The organism is Streptomyces yongxingensis (assembly GCF_055597465.1).
In genome coordinates this window covers 9,292,879-9,313,688 of record NZ_CM145717.1, presented here as the reverse complement: position 1 = coordinate 9,313,688, position 20,810 = coordinate 9,292,879, and the positions used below count along the sequence as shown (strand labels likewise).

Genomic DNA, 20,810 nt, shown 5'->3' with positions numbered 1-20,810 from the left:
ACAGCGCCATTCCTCCTGACCGCCGCTGCCGCCACCGTGGTCAGGGGGAATGAGGGGGATGTTTAGGGGACGGCCCGCTCGCTGCCGGAACAAGAATTTCAACAACAGCGGCGAGCTTCTTCGAGCTCGTTCGAGCTTTCTCTCCCGGGCCTTCTTTCCCTCAGGCCGCGCAACCGGAGCGCGGCTGTCCCGCGCACGGGGCGATCCCGCGCGGGCCGGTCGCTCCTCCCGCGCGCCCTGCTTCGAACCGAGAGGTGTGGCGGCATGCTACGGACTGACCTGATCCGGCCGGTGCCGGAACTGCTCCAGGCCAACGCGGATCGCTTCGGTGACAAGCCGGCCTGTTCCGACGGCCACCGTACGGTCAGCCATGCCGAACTCGAGCGCCGTACCCGGCGGCTGGCCGGTCATCTCGCCGGGCTGCGGCTGCACCCCGGCGACCGCGCGATGATCTGCCTGGGCAACCGCGTCGAGATGCTGGAGAGCTACTTCGGCGTTCTGCGCGCGAACGCCATCGCGGTGCCGGTCAACCCGCGCTCGACCGATGCGGAGCTCTCGTATCTGCTCGCCGACAGCGGCGCCCGGCTGGTGCTCACCGACATCGCCCACGCGGACCAGTTCGACCGGCTGCGGGAGCAGTTCCCGGAGCTGAGGGTGGTGGTCAGCGGTGACGGCCCGCTGCCGAAGGGTTTCGTCGCGTTCGAGCCGCTGCCGGACACGGAGCCGGAGCTGGCGGCCCGCGACGACCTGGGCCTGGACGAGATCGCGTGGATGCTCTACACCTCGGGCACCACCGGCCTGCCGAAGGGCGTCCTGTCCACGCAGCGGAACTGCCTGTGGTCGCTGGCCGCCTGCTACGTACCCGTGACGGGGCTGACCGCCGAGGACCGCGTGCTGTGGCCGCTGCCCCTCTTCCACAGCCTTTCGCACATCGTATGTCTGCTGGCGGCGACCGCCGTCGGGGCCAGCACCCGGATCGTGGACGGGGTGTCGACGGCCGATGTGCTGGAGGCGCTGCGCGAGGACCGGTCGACCTTCGTCGCCGGAGTGCCGACGCTCTACCACCACCTGATCGAGGCGGCGCGGGAGCGTGACTTCGCCGCACCCCAGCTGCGCATCGCCCTCGTGGGCGGAGCGGTGGCCACGGCGGACCTGGTCAGGTCGTTCGAGTCCACCTTCGGGGTACCGCTCGTCGACGCGTACGGCAGCACCGAGACATGTGGCGCGATCGCGGTGAACTGGCCCACCGGCCAGCGGGTCGAGGGCTCGTGCGGGCTGCCGGTACCGGGGCTGACGGTGCGGCTGGTGGACCCGGACACGGGTGTGGACGTTCCGGCCGGGCAGGAGGGCGAGTTCTGGGTGTCCGGGCCGAACATCATGGCCGGGTACCACAACCAGCCGGAGGCGACGGCCGCGGCGCTGCGCGACGGCTGGTACCGCACCGGGGACCTCGGCCGCCGCGACAAGGCCGGGTTCTGCACGGTGACGGGCCGGATCAAGGAACTCATCATCCGCGCCGGGGAGAACATCCACCCGGGCGAGGTCGAGGCCGTGCTGCGCACCGTGCCCGGTGTGGCGGACGTGGCCGTGGTGGGCAAGCCGCACGCGGTGCTCGGCGAGGTGCCGGTGGCCTTCGTGGTGCCCGGCCCGGACGGCTTCGACCCGTCGGCGCTGCTGGCCATGTGCCGCGAGCGGCTGTCGTACTTCAAGGTCCCGGAGGAGATCTACGAGATCGCGCGGGTGCCGCGCACCGCCTCGGGGAAGATCACCCGGCATGTGCTGCTGGAGCTGCCCGCACGGCTGCGGGCCGCCGGGGACGGCCAGTACGACTCGCTGCTACGGCTGGACTGGGTTCCGCAGGCGGCGCTGCCGGACGCCCCGGCGGGGAACGGCACTTGGGCGCTGGTGGACGCCGACGCGCTCGGCCTCGCGGAGGGACTGCGGGGCGTTGGGGTGGACGTACGGGTGGTGGACAGCGCTGTTGTGGCGGACGGCGGCCCGAGCCCGGATGTGGTCGTGGTGGCGCCCGCGGTGCGGGACACGCCCGACGAGGGGCAGGATCCGACCGGCGAGTTGTCGGCCCGGCTGGGCGCGTGGCTGGCCGACGACCGGCTGGCCGGGACGAGGTTCGTGGTGGTCACGGCGGGCGCGACGGCCACCGGCGCCGAGGACGCCGCACCGGAGCCCCTGGCGGCGGCGCTGTGGGGTGTGGTGCGGTCGCTGCAGGCCGCGTACCCCGGCCGTCTGACGCTGGTGGACGTGTCCGGGGACGCGGACATGGACGTGTCCGGGGACGGGGACGTGTCCGCGGACGGGGGCAGGGACACGTCCGCGGACGGGGGCAGGGACACGTCCGCGGACGGGGGCAGGGAGGACGGCCGGGAGGCCGCGCTGCGGCGCGCCGTCGAGGACGGACACGACCAGGCGGCGATCCGTACCGGCGTACTGCTGGTGCCGCGCCTGACCCGGATCTCGGTCCCCCCGGAGCCGGACCCCGCCCCGGCCCTGGACCCGGACGGACTGGTCGTGATCACCGGTGGCGACACCGCCCGCGGCACCGCGCTGGCCCGCCACCTGGTGACCGCGTACGGCGCCCGCCACCTGCTGCTGCTCAGCACGAACGGCCTGCCGGAGGAGGCGGCGGCCGCGTTGCGCACCGAGTTGGGGCGGGACGGGGCAGAGGTCTCGATGGCCGTGTGCGACCCGGCCGACCGGACGGCGCTGGACGCGGTGCTGGACTCGGTGCTGGACGCCCAGGACCGGCCGGTGACCGCCGTGGTGCACATCGAAGAGCCGGGCCCGGATCGGTCGCTCGACGCGTCGCTGCGCGGCATGACGCACCTGGAGGAGCGGGCCCGGCGGGCCGACCCGGCGCTGTTCGTCGTCGTCACCTCCGCCGCGGGGGTGCTGGGCTCGCCGGGCCGCCCGGAGCGGGCGGCCGCCGATCAGTTCGGCGAGGCCCTGGTGCGGCGGCGCCGGGCGCTGGGCCTGGGCGGGCTGGCCCTGGCATGGGGCCCGCTGCCGGGCGAGCCCGGTACGGCGCCGGTGGCCGGTGCCGTGCCTCTGCCCGAGGCGCTGGCCCTCTTCGACGCGGCGCTGACCGCCGACCAGGGCCCGCTGGTGCTGCTCAGGCCGAGCACCACGGGGCTGCCGGGCGGCGAGCCGGTGCCCGCGGTGCTGCGCCACCTGGTGGACGCGCCGTCCGGCGTACCGGCCTCGGACGACTCCGCCACCGCGGAGTTCCGGCGGCGGCTGGAAGCCGAGAGCGAGTCCGGCCGACAGCGCACGGCGCTGGCGCTGGTGCGCGAACACGCCGCGGCGACGCTGGGGTTGGCCTCGGCCGACGCGGTCGAGGCGGAGCAAGCGTTCAGCGCGTTCGGCTTCACCTCATTGACCGCCGTCGCGCTGAGGAACCGGCTGAACGCGGCCACCGGGGCGCGCCTCGCCGCCACGGTGGTCTTCGACCATCCGACCCCCGCCGCGCTGGCAAGCCATCTGGTACGGGAGGTCACCGGGAGGCGGAGCGAGCAGGCGCCGGTGCGGGCGCGCGGGGTGTCCGACGAGCCGGTGGCGATCGTCGCGATGGGCTGCCACCTCCCGGGCGAGGTCAGGACGCCCGAGGATCTGTGGCGGCTGGTGGCCGACGGCCGGGACGCGATCGCCGGGTTCCCGGACGACCGGGGCTGGGACCTGGCCGGGCTGTTCGACTCCGATCCGGACGCGGTGGGCACGTCCTATGTGCGCGAGGGCGGTTTCCTCAGCGACGCGGGCGGTTTCGACGCCGCCTTCTTCGGCATCTCGCCCCGTGAGGCGCTGGCCATGGACCCGCAGCAGCGGCTGCTGCTGGAGACGGCGTGGGAGACCTTCGAAAACGCGGGAATCGACCCGACGTCGCTGCACGGCACCGACGTCGGCGTGTTCAGCGGGGTGATGTACCACGACTACGGGGCCGACGCCGGGAGCGCGGCGGAGGGTCTGGAGGGCCATCTCGGCGTGGGCAGCGCCGGGAGCGTCGTCTCCGGACGCGTGGCCTACGCGCTCGGTCTGACCGGGCCCGCGGTGACCGTGGACACGGCCTGCTCGTCCTCGCTGGTGGCGCTTCACCTGGCGGTTCAGGCGGTGCGCACGGGCGAATGCTCGTTGGCGCTGGCCGGGGGTGTCGCGGTGATGAGCAGGCCGACGTCGTTCATCGAGTTCTCCCGCCAGCGCGGCCTCGCCCCCGACGGCCGCTGCAAGTCCTTCGCGGAGGGTGCCGATGGCACCAACTGGTCCGAGGGTGTTGGTCTGGTGCTGCTGGAGCGGCTGTCGGACGCCCGCCGCAATGGGCATCAGGTGCTGGCCGTCGTACGTGGCACCGCCGTCAACCAGGACGGGGCCAGCAACGGCCTCACCGCGCCCAACGGCCCCTCCCAGGAACGGGTGATCCGGCAGGCGCTGGCGAACGCCGGTCTGACGGTGGCCGATGTGGACGCGGTCGAGGCCCACGGCACCGGCACCAGTCTCGGCGACCCGATCGAGGCCCAGGCCCTCCTGGCCACGTACGGGCAGGAACGTCCGGCCGAAGAGCCGCTGTGGCTGGGTTCGTTGAAGTCCAACATCGGACATGCGCAGGCGGCGGCGGGCGTGGCCGGTGTGATCAAGATGGTGCTGGCGATGCGGCACAACACGCTGCCGAAGACACTCCACGCCGACGAGCCCACCAGCAAGGTGGATTGGTCTTCGGGTGCGGTCTCGCTGCTGTCCGAGGCCCGGACGTGGCCGGAGACGGGCCGCCCGCGCCGCGCCGGGATCTCCTCCTTCGGCGTCAGCGGGACGAACGCACACGTGATCCTGGAGCAGGCACCGGAAGTCACCGTGGCTGAGGCGGACACGGACGAGGCGAGTACGCCTGGGCTGGTGGCCACCGGCGGGGTGGTGCCATGGATGCTGTCCGCCAAGACCCCGGCAGCGCTACGGGCGCAGGCAGAGCGCCTGGTCAGCCACCTGGAAGCGGGGGACGCTCCGCGTGCGGTGGACGTGGGCTGGTCACTGGCCACCACCCGCGCCGCCCTGGAACACCGCGCGGTCATCCTCGCCACGAACACAGAAAGCGGCACGGCAACCGCCCGCGCCCTGGCGGAGGGACGGCCCGACCCACTCCTGATCACCGGACACACCGGGGCAGAGGGCAAGACCGTCTTCGTCTTCCCCGGTCAGGGGGCCCAGTGGGTAGGGATGGGGGCACAGCTCCTCCAGACTTCTCCGGTCTTCGCCGCCCGGCTGCAGGAATGTGCTGAGGCCCTGGCCCCGTACACCGACTGGTCGCTGATCGACGTCATCACCGGCGCACCCGACGCGCCCTCGCTCGAGCGTGTCGATGTCGTCCAGCCCGCCACCTTCGCCGTCGTCGTCTCCCTCGCCGCCCTCTGGCAATCCGTGGGCATCCACCCCGACGCCGTCATCGGCCACTCCCAAGGCGAAATCGCCGCCGCCTGCGTCGCCGGGCACCTCACCCTCGCCACCGCCGCCAAAATCGTCACCCTGCGCAGCCAGACCATCGCCCACCACCTCGCCGGACACGGCGGCATGATGTCCCTCGCCGCCCCCGCCGACACCATCGACCTCACCCCCTGGCACGGCAAACTCTGGATCGCCGCCCACAACGGCCCCAACGCCACCGTCATCGCAGGCGACACCGACGCCCTCCACCAACTCCACACCCACTACACCGACCAAGGCACCAGGGCCCGCATCATCCCCGTCGACTACGCCTCCCACACCGGACACGTCGACACCATCAAAGACCAGCTACACGAGGTACTCGCGGACGTCACCACCCAACCCGGCACCACCCCCTGGCTCTCCACCGTCACCGGCCAGTGGATCGAACCCGACACCCTCGACCACGGCTACTGGTACCGCAACCTCCGCCAAACCGTGCAATTCGAGCACACCATCCGCACCCTCGCCGACAACGGCTACCACACCTTCATCGAAGTCAGCCCCCACCCCGTCCTCACCACCGCCATCCAAGAAACCCTCGAAACCACCAACACCCCCCACACCACCGTCACCGGCACCCTCCGCCGCGACGACGACACCCCCACCCGCTTCCTCACCCACCTCGCCCACCTCACCACCCACGGCCACACCCCCAACTGGACCACCCTCTACACCACCACCAACCCCCACCCCACACCCCTCCCCACCTACCCCTTCCAACACCAGCACTACTGGCTCCCCCGAGGCAGCAGTGCGGGCGACGTCCGTGCCGTGGGACTGGAGGACACCGGCCACCCGTTGGCCGGGGCCGTGGTGAGCGTGCCCGACACCGGCGGTGTGATGCTCACCGGGCAGCTGTCACTGGCCACCCACCCGTGGCTGGCCGACCACGCGGTGTCCGGAACGGTGCTGCTGCCCGGCACCGCGATGGCCGAACTCGCCATCCGCGCCGGAGACGAGACCGACACCCCCACTCTGGAAGAGCTGGTCATCGGTCAGCCGATGACACTGCCCGAAGACGGCCCGCTGCAGGTCCAGGTACTGGTCGGCGGCGAGGAGGGCGGGCGCCGGGGCGTGCGGATCTACTCCCGCGCCGACGCGGCCCAGGAATGGCTGGAGCACGCCTCGGGCACACTCGCCCCACAGCCTGACGGCTCGGCCGGGGACGGCATGCGGGACGGCACGGAGGACGGCACGGCCGAGTGGCCGCCGCCCGGTGTCGAGCCGGTCGCTCTGGACGACTTCTACGACAACCTCGCCCAGGCCGGGTACGAGTACGGGCCCGCGTTCCGCGGCCTGAAGGCGGTGTGGAAGCGCGACGGCGAGGTGTTCGCGGAGGCCACGCTGCCGGAGGAGCAGTCGGAGGTGGCCGGCCGGTTCGGCATCCACCCGGCGCTGCTGGACGCCGCACTGCACGCGAGCAACTTCTGTGTGCCCCCGGCCCCGGGCCAGACGCCACTCCCCTTCGTATGGAACGACGTACGGCTGCTGGCGGCGGGAGCCACCGCCGTCCGTGTGCGCGCCCGCGCCACCGGCACCGACTCGTTCACCATCAGCCTGTTCGACGCCACCGGCGCCCCCGTCGCCTCGGTGGACTCCCTGGTGCTCCGGGCGATCAGTCCCGAACAGCTCGCCTCCGCCTCCAGCGGCGCCGATCGTTCCGCTGACTCGCTGTTCAGGCTGGACTGGACCGAGCACCCGGCCACCGCCGGGGCCGAGGTCTCCTGGACCACCCTCGACGACGCCCACGGCGACGCCCACACCGACGTGGACGCGCTCGTCGCGCGCATCGCGGGCGAGGACCGGTCCGAGGCCGTGGTCGTCGACACCACGGCCTGGGCCACCGAGGGCACCGGCCTGCCAGCGCGCGCCCGGGACCTGGCCACCCACGCGCTGGACCTGGTGCGGCGGTGGGTCGACCAGCCCGAACTCGCGGATGTCCGGCTGGTGTTGCTCACCCGTGGCGCGGTGTCCGTGCACGACACCGCCGAGGTCACCGATCCGGCCACCGCCGCGATCTGGGGCCTGGTCCGCTCCGCCCAGTCCGAACACCCCGGCCGTATCACCCTGGTGGACGCCGACGACGCATCGCGGGAGGCCCTGCCCGCCGCGGTGGCGTCCGGCGAACCGCAGTTGGCGCTGCGCCGTGGGCTGCTGTGGGTGCCACGTCTGGTGCGGTCGCCGCAGGGTCTCGCCGTACCCGAGCACGAGCACTGGTACCTGGACGTCTCGGAGCAGGGCAGCCTGGAGAACCTGGTGCTGCGGCCGGACCCCGAGGCCACCGCGCCCCTGGCCACCGGTCAGGTCCGGATCGAGGTCCGCGCCGCCGGCCAGAACTTCCGGGACGTGCTCGTCGCGCTCGGCGGCGTGGCGGGTCAGGAGGGCCTGGGCGGCGAGGGTGCCGGTGTGGTGACGGAGGTCGGCCCGGGTGTCGAGGGCCTGGCCGTGGGCGACCGGGTGATGGGCCTGTTCCCCCGCTCGTTCGGCCCGCTGGCCACCGCGGACGCGCGAACCGTGGCGCCGATCCCCGAGGGCTGGTCGTACACCACGGCCGCCGGAGTGCCGGTGGCCTATCTGACGGCGCTGTACGGGCTGCGGGACCTGGGCGACATCCATCGGGGTGAGACGGTGCTGGTGCATGCCGCCGCAGGCGGGGTGGGCATGGCCGCCGTCCAGCTGGCGCGGCACTTCGGCGCCACCGTGTACGCCACCGCCCATCCGTCGAAGCACCATGTGCTGACCGCGCTGGGAGTGCCGGAGGAGCGTCTGGCGTCCAGCCGCGACCTCGGCTTCGCCTCGGCGTTTCCCGCGCTGGACGTGGTGCTGAACTCCCTCACGGGCGAGTTTGTGGACGCCTCGCTGGGGCTGCTCGGCACCGGTGGCCGGTTCGTGGAGATGGGCAAGAACGACATCCGCGATCCCGCCACCATCGCCGAAGCACATCCCGGCGTGGGCTACCAGGCGTTCGACCTGGGAGGCGACGCGGGGCCGGACCGCATCCGGGAGTTGCTCGCGGAGCTGGTGGAGCTGTTCCGACGGGGTGCGATCCAGCCGCTGCCGGTACGGCACTGGGACATCACCCGTGCGCCCGAGGCGTTCCGGTGGATGAGTCAGGGCCGTCACACCGGCAAGATCGTGCTCACCATCCCCCGCGCCCTGGACCCCGACGGCACCGTCCTGGTCACCGGTGGCACCGGAACCCTCGGCGCCACCATCGCCCGCCACCTCGTCACCCACCACGGTGCACGCCATCTGCTCCTGCTCAGCCGCCAGGGCCCCGACGCCCCCGGCGCCACGGACCTCACCACCGAACTCACCGAACTCGGCGCACACGTCGACATCGCCGCCTGCGACACCGCCGACCGCGACCAACTCGCCACCGTCCTCGCCGGCGTCGAGGCCGGCCATCCCCTCACCGTCGTGGTCCACACCGCGGGAACCCTGGACGACGGCGTCCTCACCGCACTCACCCCCGACCGCCTCGACACCGTCTTCCGCCCCAAAGTCGACGCCATCTCCCACCTCCACGACCTCACCCGGGACCACGACCTGGGGGCGTTCGTCATCTACTCCTCCGCCGCCGGAACGCTCGGCAACGCGGGTCAGGCCAACTACGCCGCGGCCAACGCCTTCCTCGACGCCTTCTCCCAGTGGCGGCATGCCCACCACCAGCCCGCCACCTCTCTGGCGTGGGGGCTGTGGAGCGACACCAGCACGCTCACGGCGACGATGGACGCCACCGACGTACGCCGCACCCGGCGCGCGGGGGTGCTGGGCATGGACAACGCCGAGGCGCTGCGGGTGTTCGACACCGGGCTGCGGTCCGGACTGCCCGCGCTCGTGGCCGCGAAGATCGACCTCGCCGCCCTCCGCGCGCCGGACGCCGAGGTGTCCCCGCTGCTGCGCGGGCTGGCACGGCCGGTGCGGCGCACCGCGCGTACCGTGGCCGCGGCCCCCGCGGCCGGTGGTCTGTCGGGGCAGCTGGCCGGGCTGTCCCCCGCCGGGCAGCAGGAGTTCCTGCTCAACCTGGTACGGGCGGAGGCCGCGGTGGTCCTCGGCCACACCGGTCCGGAGGCGATCGAGCCGACGGTGGCGTTCAAGGAGATGGGCTTCGACTCGCTGACGGCGGTCGAGCTGCGCAACCGGCTCAACTCGGCGACCGGACTGCGTCTGCCCGCCACGTTGCTCTTCGACCACCCGACCCCTGCCCTCCTCGCCGAGCTGCTCCACACCGAGCTGGGCGGCGGTCCGGCGCCCGCCGCGGCGGCCCCGGTGACCGCGCGCACCGCCGCGGACGAGCCGATCGCCGTGGTGGCGATGAGTTGCCGACTGCCGGGCGGGGTGACCGACCCGGACGGGCTGTGGGACCTGCTGCTCGGAGAGCGCGACGGCATCACCGACTTCCCCCGCGACCGGGGCTGGGACCTGGAGGCGCTGTTCGACGCGGACCCGGACCGCAGTGGCACCTCCTATGTGCTGCGCGGCGGGTTCCTCGAGGACGCGGCCGGTTTCGACGCGGACTTCTTCGGCATCTCACCACGTGAGGCGCTGGCGATGGATCCGCAGCAACGGCTGTTCCTGGAAGCCTGCTGGGAGGCGTTCGAGCGGGCGGGCATGGACCCGACGGCGGTGGGAGGCCAGGACATCGGCGTGTTCGCCGGTGTCATCAACCAGGACTACGGCGTGCGCAGCGGGCCCGCCCCCGAGGACCTGGAGGGCTACCTGCTCACCGGCTCGGCGACGAGTGTCGCCTCCGGCCGGGTGGCGTATGTGCTGGGCCTGGAGGGCCCGGCGGTCACGGTGGACACGGCGTGCTCCTCCTCGCTGGTGGCCATGCACTGGGCCGTACAGGCGCTGCGGCAGGGCGAGTGCTCGATGGCGCTGACCGGGGGTGCCACGGTGATGGGGCGGGCCTCGGCGTTCGTGGAATTCTCGCGCCAGCGCGGTCTGGCGCCGGACGGCCTGTGCAAGGCGTTCGGCGCGGGTGCGGACGGCACGGCCTTCAGTGAGGGCGTCGGCGTGCTGCTGCTGGAACGGCTGTCCGACGCCCGCCGCAACGGCCACGAGGTGCTGGCCGTCATCCGCGGGACGGCGGTCAACCAGGACGGGGCGAGCAATGGCCTCACCGCGCCGAACGGGCCCTCGCAGCAGCGGGTGATCCGGCAGGCGCTGGCGAACGCGGGGCTGTCGGGCGCCGACATCGACGCGGTCGAAGCCCACGGCACCGGCACCGCCCTCGGCGACCCCATCGAGGCCCAGGCGCTTCTGGCCACCTACGGGCAGGACCGCCCGGGGGACGAGCCGGTGTGGCTCGGGTCGCTGAAGTCCAACACCGGACACACGCTGGCCGCGGCAGGCGTGTCCAGCGTCATCAAGATGGTGCTGGCCATGCGGCACGGCACGCTGCCGCGCTCCCTGCACGCCAATGAGCCGACGCCCGAAGTGGATTGGTCCCAGGGCGCGGTGTCCCTGCTGACCGAGGCCCGGCCCTGGCCGGAGACCGGACGCCCCCGCCGAGCCGGGATCTCCTCCTTCGGTATCAGCGGCACCAACGCCCACCTCATCCTGGAGCAGGCACCCGAACCGGAACCCGGAGCCGCGCCGAAGCCGGACGACGGTACGGACGCCCCCGGACTCGTGGCGACCGGCGGGACCGTGCCCTGGGTCCTGTCCGCCAGGACCCCCACAGCCCTACGGGCTCAGGCCCAACGCCTGCTGGACCACCTGGAATCCGGCGTGGACGCACACCCGGTGGACATCGGCTGGTCCCTGGCCACCACCCGCACCCTCCACGACCACCGCGCCGTCATCATGACCGACACCGAGGGCGGTGAGGCCACGGCCGCCCTCACCGCCCTCGCGACCGGACAACCCCACCCCCGCCTCACCACCGGCCACGCCACCACCCACGGCAAGACGGTCTTCGTGTTCCCCGGCCAGGGCGCCCAGTGGACGGGGATGGGAGCCCAGCTCCTCGACACCTCCCCTGTTTTCGCCGCCCGCCTCCACGAGTGTGCCGAGGCCCTCGCCCCCTACACGGACTGGAACCTCATCGACGTCATCACCGGCGCACCCAACGCCCCCTCACTGGACCGCGTCGACGTCCTCCAGCCCACCACCTTCGCCATCATGGTCTCCCTCGCCGCACTCTGGCAGGCCAACGGCATCCACCCCGACGCCGTCATCGGCCACTCCCAAGGCGAAATCGCCGCCGCCCACGTCGCCGGACACCTCACCCTCCCCACCGCCGCCAAAATCGTCACCCTCCGCAGCCAAACCATCGCCCACCACCTCACCGGACACGGCGCCATGATGTCCGTCCTCACCACCCAAGAATGGGCCCAGGAAGCCCTCACCCCCTGGCAAGGACGCCTGTGGATCGCCGCCGTCAACGGCCCCGCCTCCCTCTCCATATCCGGAGACCCCGACGCCCTCAACGAATTCGGCAAAACCCTCTCCAAAGCCAAAATCTACCGATGGCAACTCCCCGGCGTCGACTTCGCCGGACACTCCGGACACGTCGACACCATCAAAGACCAGCTCCACCAACTGCTTGACGACGTCACCGCCACACCCGGCGAAGTCGCCTGGATGTCCACCGTCGACGCCGACTGGACCAACCCCACCCACATCACCCCCCACTACTGGTACCGCAACCTCCGCGACACCGTCCGCTTCCACCAAGCCACCCAAGCCCTCCTCAACCAGGGCTACCGAACCTTCATCGAAGTCAGCACCCACCCCGTCCTGACCACCGCCATCCAAGACACCACCGAAACCCACCCCGACACCCCCACCACCATCACCGGCACCCTCCGACGCGACGACGACACCCCCACCCGCTTCCTCACCCACCTCGCCGAACTCTCCACCAACGGAATACCGGTGAACTGGGCCACCGCCTACGCCGGAACCGCGCCCTCCCGAGTCCCCCTGCCCACCTACCCCTTCCAGCACCAGCACTACTGGCTGGCCGCCACCGGCCACCCCGGAGATGTCGGCTCCGTCGGCCTGCGCGAAGCGGCGCACCCGCTCCTGGGGGCCGTGGTCAGCGTGCCGGACACCGGAGGCGTACTGCTCACCGGGCGGCTTGCGCCGTCGGCGCAGTCCTGGCTGGCCGACCACATGCTGTCGGGCGTCGCCCTGGTGCCGGGTACGGCGATCGTGGAGCTGGCCGTACGTGCCGGGGACGAGACCGGCACTCCGGTGCTGGAGGAGCTGGTCCTCGGCCAGCCCATGCTCCTGCCCGAGGACGGCGCGCTTCAGGTGCAGGTCCTGGTCGGCGCGGCCGAGGACGACGAGCGCCGTGCGGTGCGTGTCTACTCACGCGGCGACGAGTCCGAGCCCTGGGTCGAGCACGCCTCGGGCGTGCTGTCCGCGCAGGTGGCCGCTCCCGTCGAGGCGGAGCGGCAGTGGCCGCCCGCCGGGGCGGAGCCCGTTGCCCTGGAGGGCTTCTACGACCGCCTGGCCGAGGCGGGTTATGAGTACGGGCCGGTGTTCCGCGGGCTCACCGCCGCGTGGACCCGCGACGGTGAGGTGTTCGCCGAGGTCACCCTCGGCGAGGAGCAGCACGAGCTCGCGGGCCGCTTCGGTATCCATCCGGCGCTGCTGGACGCGGCGCTGCACGCGAGCAACTTCTGCCCAGGCAACGCGCCCGGTGGCGCGACGTATCTGCCGTTCTCGTGGAACGGCGTGCGGTTGCACGCCGGCGGCGCCACCGCCCTGCGGGTGCGGGTGACCTCCACCGGGCCGGACAACCTGTCACTGCACGCGACCGATCCGCACGGCGTGCCCGTGGTGACCGTCGGGTCGCTGGTGCTGAGGGAGACCTCCGCCGAGCAGCTCCGCAGCACATCGCCCTCGTCCAGCGCGGACACGCAGTTCACCGTGGAGTGGACCGAGCATCCCCTTGCCCGGCACGAGGTGTCGTGGTCGGACCTGGACGCCGTACGCGACGGCGGCGCGTGGCCGCCGGTGGTCGTGGCCGACACCCGGGCGTACGGCGCGGAGGCCGGCGGACTGCCGGAGCGCGCCCGTGAGCTGACCGGCCGGGCACTGGCCGCGATACAGCGTCTGATCAGCGACGACGGACTCGCCGACAGCCGCCTGGTGGTGCTCACTCAGGGCGGCATGGCGGTGCATGACGACACCGAGGTCACCGACCCGGCCGCCGCCGCGGTGTGGGGCCTGGTGCGCGCGGCGCAGGCCGAACACCCGGGCCGGGTGTGCGTGATCGACACCGATGACCAGTCGGCCGAAGCCCTGCCCGCCGCGCTGGCCACGGAGGAATCCCAGCTCGCGCTGCGTGGCGGAACCGCGTGGCTGCCACGCCTGGTACGGGCGCGCCCGGGACTGGCGGTACCGGCGACCGCCGCGTGGCATCTGGACGTCACCGAACACGGCACGCTGGAGAACCTCGCCCTGGTGCCCCACCCCCGGGCGGAGGCGCCGCTGGAGGCGGGCCAGGTGCGGATCGCGGTGCGCGCCGCCGGCCAGAACTTCCGCGATGTGCTCATCGCCCTCGGGATGTACGAGGCGGAGATCGGCACGGAGGGCGCCGGTGTGGTGACCGAGGTCGGCCCGGGTGTGGCGGACCTGGCCGTGGGCGACCGTGTGATGGGCATGCTGCCCGGTTCGTTCGGGCCGCTGGTGGTGGCGGACCGGCGGACGGTCGTACGGATGCCGCGCGACTGGTCGTTCACGGCGGCGGCCGGGGTGCCGGTCGCCTATCTCACCGCGCTCTACGCGCTGCGGGACCTGGGCCACGTCCAGCCGGGCGAGACGGTGCTGGTGCACGCCGCCGCCGGTGGTGTCGGCATGGCCGCCGTACACCTCGCCCACCACTTCGGCGCCACCGTCCTCGCCACCGCCCACCCCGCCAAACACCACACCCTTGAGCAGCTCGGGGTGCCCGAGGAACGCCGCGCCTCCAGCCGCGACCTCACCTACGCCCGGACCTTCCCCACCGCCGACCTCGTCCTCAACTCCCTCACCGGCGAACACATCGACGCCTCCCTGGGACTGCTCAGCCCCGGCGGCCGGTTCATCGAGATGGGGCGCACCGACATCCGGGACGCGGACGAGGTGAGCGCCGCACACCCGGATCGCACATATCGCGCGTTCGACCTGGGCGCGGACGCGGGGCCGGACCGCGTCCAGGAGCTGCTGGCCGAGCTGGTGGACCTGTTCGAGCAGGGCCTGATCCCCCCGCTGCCCACCCGGCCGTGGGACATCACCCGCGCCCCCGAGGCGTTCCGCTGGATGAGCCAGGGCCGCCACACCGGCAAGATCGTACTCACCCTCCCCCGCGCCCTCGACCCCGAGGGCACCGTCCTGGTCACCGGCGGCACCGGCACCCTCGGCTCCGCCATCGCCCGCCACCTCGTTACCCACCACGGCGTACGCCACCTGGTCCTGGCAAGCCGCCAGGGGCCGAACGCCCCCGGCGCGGCCGACCTCCACGACGAGCTGACCGCACTCGGCGCGCGGGTGCGGATCACCGCCCGCGACATCGCCGACCGCGGCCAACTCGCCACGCTCCTCGCCGACATCCCGGCCGCACACCCCCTCACCGGCGTCGTGCACACCGCCGGCGCCCTCGCCGACGGCACCGTCACCACCCTCGACCCCGACCGCATCGACACCGTCTTCCGGCCCAAAGTCGACGCGGTCACCCATCTGCACGACCTCACGCGCCACCACGACCTGGCCCTCTTCGCCGTGTACTCCTCCGCCGCCGGAATCCTCGGGAACGCGGGCCAGGCCAACTACGCCGCCGCCAACACCTTCCTCGACGCCTTCGTGCAGCAGCGGCGCGCGGCGGGACTGGCCGGGCTGTCACTGGCTTGGGGCCTGTGGGCGGAGACCAGCGACCTGTCCGCCGCGCTGGTCACGGCGAATCGGGATCGCGCCAAGCACGGTGTCGTCCGCCCGATGAGCACCGAACACGCCCTGAGCCTCTTCGACCGCGCCCTCGGCCTGGGGTTGTCCCTCGTGGTACCGGCGAAGCTGGACACCGCGAAGCTGGATTCCGGCGCGCTGCGGGACGAGCCCGCCCCGGGTGATGTGTCGCCGCTGCTCACCGGCCTCGTCCGGCCGACCCGGCGCACCCTGCGGTCCACGGCGGGCCCCTCGGCCGAGGGAGGTCTTACGGCCCGGCTGGCGGCGCTGTCCGAGGCCGACCAGCACCGGCTGCTGCTGGACCTGGTACGGGACCACACGGCGACCGTACTCGGGCACACCGGGAAGGACGCCGTGGACGCCCGGCGTGCGTTCAGCGAGATCGGGGTGGACTCGCTCATCGCGGTGGAACTGCGCAACCGGCTCTCCGGCGCGACCGGGCTGCGCCTGCCCGCGACGGTCGTGTTCGACTACGCGACACCGGAGGCGATGGCCACGCATTTGCGGTCCGTGGTGGCCGGGGACACGGCCTCGCCGTCGACGTCGGCGGTGGTGCGGGCCGCGGCGGTGGACCCGGCGGACGACCCGGTGGCCATCGTGTCGATGAACTGCCGGCTGCCCGGCAAGGTCACCGACCCGGAGGAGCTGTGGGATCTGGTGTTCCAGGGCCGGGACGCGATCGGCCCGTTCCCCTCGGACCGGGGCTGGGACCTGGAGACGCTCTTCGACCTCGATCCGGACGCCGTGGGCACGTCGTATGTGCGCGAGGGCGGATTCCTCAGCGGCGCCGGCGACTTCGACGCCGAGTTCTTCGGCATCTCACCGCGTGAGGCGCTGGCGATGGATCCGCAGCAGCGGCTGCTCGCCGAGACCTCGTGGGAGCTGTTCGAGCGGGCGGGCATCGACCCGACGTCCGTGCGCGGACAGGCCGTCGGGGTGTTCGCCGGGGTCATCGACCAGGGGTACATCGGCCACTCCGAGGCGTCCCCGCCCGAGTTGGAGGGGTACCTGATGACCGGCAGCACCACGAGTGTGGCCTCCGGTCGCGTGGCCTATCTGCTGGGCTTGGAGGGCCCCGCGGTGACGGTGGACACGGCGTGCTCGTCGTCGCTGGTGGCGCTGCACCTTGCCGTACAGGCGCTGCGGGCGGGCGAGTGCTCGATGGCGCTCGCCGGTGGCGTGACGGTGATCGCCAAGCCCAGCGGTTTCATCAGCTTCTCCCGCCAGCGCGGGCTCGCCCCCGACGGCCGCAGCAAGTCCTTCAGCGAGGGCGCCGACGGCACCACCTTCAGCGAGGGTATTGGGCTGGTGCTGCTGGAACGGCTGTCCGACGCCCGCCGCAACGGCCACGAGGTGCTGGCCGTCATCCGCGGGACGGCGGTGAACCAGGACGGGGCGAGCAATGGCCTCACCGCGCCGAACGGGCCCTCGCAGCAGCGGGTGATCCGGCAGGCACTGGCGAACGCCGGGCTGTCGGCGGCCGATGTGGACGCGGTCGAGGCCCATGGCACCGGTACGAGTCTCGGCGACCCGATCGAGGCCCAGGCGCTCCTCGCCACCTACGGGCAGGGGCGCACGGGGGACGAACCGCTGTGGCTCGGATCGCTGAAGTCCAACATCGGCCACACCCAGGCCGCCGCGGGCATCGCGGGCCTGATCAAGATGGTGCTGGCGATGCGGCACGGCACGCTTCCGCGGTCCCTGCACGCCGAGGAGCCCACCACCAAGGTGGACTGGTCACAGGGTGCGGTCTCGCTGCTGTCCGAGTCGCGGGCGTGGCCGGAGACAGGCCATCCGCGTCGCGCCGGGATCTCCTCCTTCGGTATCAGTGGGACGAACGCGCACGTGATTTTGGAGCAGGCACCGGAAGTCGCCGAGGCTGAGGCGGAGTCGGATGGCACGGGCACTCCTGGGCTGGTGGCCACCGGCGGGGTGGTGCCATGGATGCTGTCCGCCAAGAGCCCTGCGGCGCTGCGCGCCCAGGCAGAGCGCCTGGTCAGCCATCTGGAGTCCGGGAGCGACGTCAACCCGGTCCATGTGGGCTGGTCACTGGCCACCACCCGCGCGGCCCTGGAACACCGCGCGGTCATCCTCGCCGCGGATACGGAAGGCGGCACGGCAACCGCCCGCGCCCTGGCGGAGGGACGGCCCGACCCACTCCTGATCACCGGACAGACCGGGGCAGAGGGCAAGACCGTCTTCGTCTTCCCCGGTCAGGGGGCCCAGTGGGTAGGGATGGGAGCTCAACTCCTCAACACCTCACCGGTCTTCGCCGAACGCCTCCACGAATGTGCCGAGGCCCTGGCCCCGTACACCGACTGGTCGCTGATCGACGTCATCACCGGCGCACCCGACGCGCCGAGCCTCGAGCGTGTTGATGTCGTCCAGCCCGCCACCTTCGCCGTCGTCGTCTCTCTGGCCGCCCTCTGGCAGTCCGTGGGGATCCACCCCGACGCCGTCATCGGCCACTCCCAGGGTGAAATCGCCGCCGCCTGCGTCGCCGGGCACCTCACCCTCACCACCGCCGCCAAAATCGTGGCCCTGCGCAGCCAGACCATCGCCCACCACCTCGCCGGACACGGCGGCATGATGTCCGTCCTCACCTCACGAGCAGAGGTCGAGGAAACACTCTCCCCGTGGCAGGGCCGACTCTGGATCGCCGCCCACAACAGCCCTCAGGCAACGGTCGTCGCAGGCGACACCGACGCCCTCCACGAGCTCCACGCCCACTACACCGACCAAGGCACCAGGGCCCGCATCATCCCCGTCGACTACGCCTCCCACACCGGACACGTCGACACCATCAAGAACGAACTCCACCAGACCCTGGCCGACGTCGCCACCGAGCCGGGCACCACCCCCTGGCTCTCCACCGTCACCGGCCAATGGATCGAACCCGACACCCTCGACCACGGCTACTGGTACCGCAACCTCCGCCAAACCGTGCGATTCGAGCACACCATCCGCACTCTCGCCGACAACGGCTACCACACCTTCATCGAAGTCAGCCCCCACCCCGTCCTCACCACCGCCATCCAAGAAACCCTCGAAGCAAACAACACCCCCCACACCACCGTCACCGGCACCCTCCGCCGCGACGACGACACCCCCACCCGCTTCCTCACCCACCTCGCCCACCTCACCACCCACGGCCACACCCCCAACTGGACCACCCTCTACACCACCACCAACCCCCACCCCACACCCCTCCCCACCTACCCCTTCCAACACCAGCACTACTGGCTCACGCCCTCCGAGGTGCCGGAGGCGGTGGCCGACGGTGTGTTCTGGGACGCCGTGGAGCGGGGCGACCTGTCCTCCCTCGCCGATTCGCTCGGCGTCGAGGAGAAGGCGCTGGAGCCCGTTCTGCCGGGCCTGACGTCGTGGCGGCGGCGCAACCAGGACCAATCCACCGTCGACGGCTGGTCGTACCGCATCGCGTGGGATCCGGTGGCGACCGGGGAGCCGCCGGTACTGCCGGGAACGTGGCTGGTGGCCGTCCCCTCACCACAGGTGGGCGACGCCGCGGTGACGGGCTTCGTCGCCGCGCTGGCCGAGCACGGCGCCGACCCCGTGGTGGTCGAGGTGGACACCGTGGAACAGGCGGAGCTGACCGCGCGTCTGCGGGAGCGGATGTCCCACGACTCCGATGACGAGTACGCCGGAGTGGTGTCCCTGCTGGCATGGGACGAGCGGATCTGCGAACCCGGCACCCTCTCCCGGGGCGTGGCGGCCACGGTGGCGCTGATGCAGGCCGTGGAGGAGATCGGGCTCGCCGCTCCCCTGTGGTGCGTGACCCGTGGCGCGGTCGCCGTGCGCGAGCCGTCCGAGGTGACCAGCGAGTTCCAGCCGCTGGTCTGGGGAATGGGCGTGGTGCAGGGGCTGGATCAGCCGTCCACCTGGGGCGGGATCGTGGATCTGCCGCAGACACCGGACGGGACGGCCCTCGCACGGCTGTGCGCGGTCCTCGCCGGAGTGGACGCGGAGGACCAGGTCGCGGTGCGCGCGTCGGGGGTGTTCGCCCGGCGGATGCGGCGCGAACCGGTGGCATCGGCACCGGTGTGGCAGCCACGGGACACGGTGCTGATCACCGGTGGCACGGGCGGGCTCGGCTCGTACGTAGCCCGTTGGGCCGCGGGCCACGGCGCCCGGCACGTGGTGCTGCTCAGCCGTCAGGGTGCGCAGGCCCCGGGCGCGGCGGAGCTGGAAGAGGAGCTGACCGCGCTGGGCGCGGCCGTGACCATCGCGGCCTGTGATGTGACCGACCGCGAGCAGCTCGCCGCCGTACTGGCGGAGCTCCCGGACGGCGCGCCACTGTCGGCCGTGGTCCACGCCGCTGGGCTGGCGCTGCCGGAGAAGCCGCTGTCGAAGATGACACTCGCCGAGTTCGCCGACATCGGCCGGGCGAAGATCGCCGGGGCGCGACACCTCGACGATTTGCTGTGGGAACGGGAGTTGGACGCCTTCGTCCTCTTCTCGTCCGGTGCGGCGGCCTGGGGCAGCGGCGGCCAGAGCGCCTACGCGGCCGGCAACGCCTACCTCGACGGGCTGGCGCAGCGGCGCCGCGCCCGGGGGCTGGCGGCCACGTCGGTGGCGTGGGGCGCCTGGGGCGGCGGCCTCGGCACGATCGACGAGATGATGGGCGCGCAGTGGCGCCGCACGGGTCTGATGACCATGGACCCGCGGCTGGCGGCGCTGGCGATGGCACACACCGTGGGCAGCGGCACCGCCCACGGTGTGGTGGCCGACATCGACTGGGAGCGGTTCGCCCCCGGCTACACCATGGCCCGGTTCCGGCCACTGCTGCGGGGACTGCCCGACGTCATCGACCTGCTGACCGAGGACGCACCCGAGGACGGCACGGGACAGCCGGAACTGGTCGCCCGGCTGGCCGGGCTGAGCCCCGAGGACCAGGAGCGGCTGCTCACCGAGCTGGTGCAGGCGGAGGCCGCGGCCGTGCTCGGACACGCGAGCGCCGACGCCACCGGGGACCGTCCGTTCAGCGAGATCGGATTCGACTCGCTGACCGCGGTGGAGCTGCGCAACCGCCTCAACGCCGCTACGGGGCTGCGACTGCCCGCCACGATGGTGTTCGACCACCCGCGGCCCAGTGTGCTGGCCCGTCGTATCCGCAGCGAACTCGGCCAGACCGACACCTCGTCGGTGGACTCGGTGCTGGCCGAGCTGGAACGGCTGGAGGCCAGTCTGGTGGCGCTGCCGAAGGAGAAGATCGAACGCGCCCGGATCACCTCGCGGTTGCAGCGGATGACCACCAAGGTCGCCGAGATCGAGGCGGTCGGCGCGAATGGCGAAACCGTCACCGAACGGCTCGACACGGCGAGCGCCGACGATGTGTTCGCCTTCATCGACCAGGAGTTCGGCGTGGACTGATTCCCCCTCTCGTCTCCGCTCACCGATTTCACCCACGA

Annotated in this window: 1 protein-coding gene; it reads left to right on the top strand. The window is 72.4% G+C overall.

The window, feature by feature from the left end; all coding sequences use genetic code 11:
• The first annotated feature begins 264 nt into the window (after positions 1-264).
• Positions 265-20,772 (top strand): type I polyketide synthase, encoded by a 20,508-nt coding sequence (locus tag ACZ6TD_RS39825; RefSeq protein WP_471345986.1) that lies wholly within the window; start codon positions 265-267, stop codon positions 20,770-20,772.
• Positions 20,773-20,810: the final 38 nt, after the last annotated feature.

What these genes read in the sequence shown, in the direction of transcription:
- ACZ6TD_RS39825 (WP_471345986.1), top strand. Translation starts at nt 265, where the DNA reads ATGCTACGGACTGACCTGATCCGGCCGGTGCCGGAACTGCTCCAGGCC.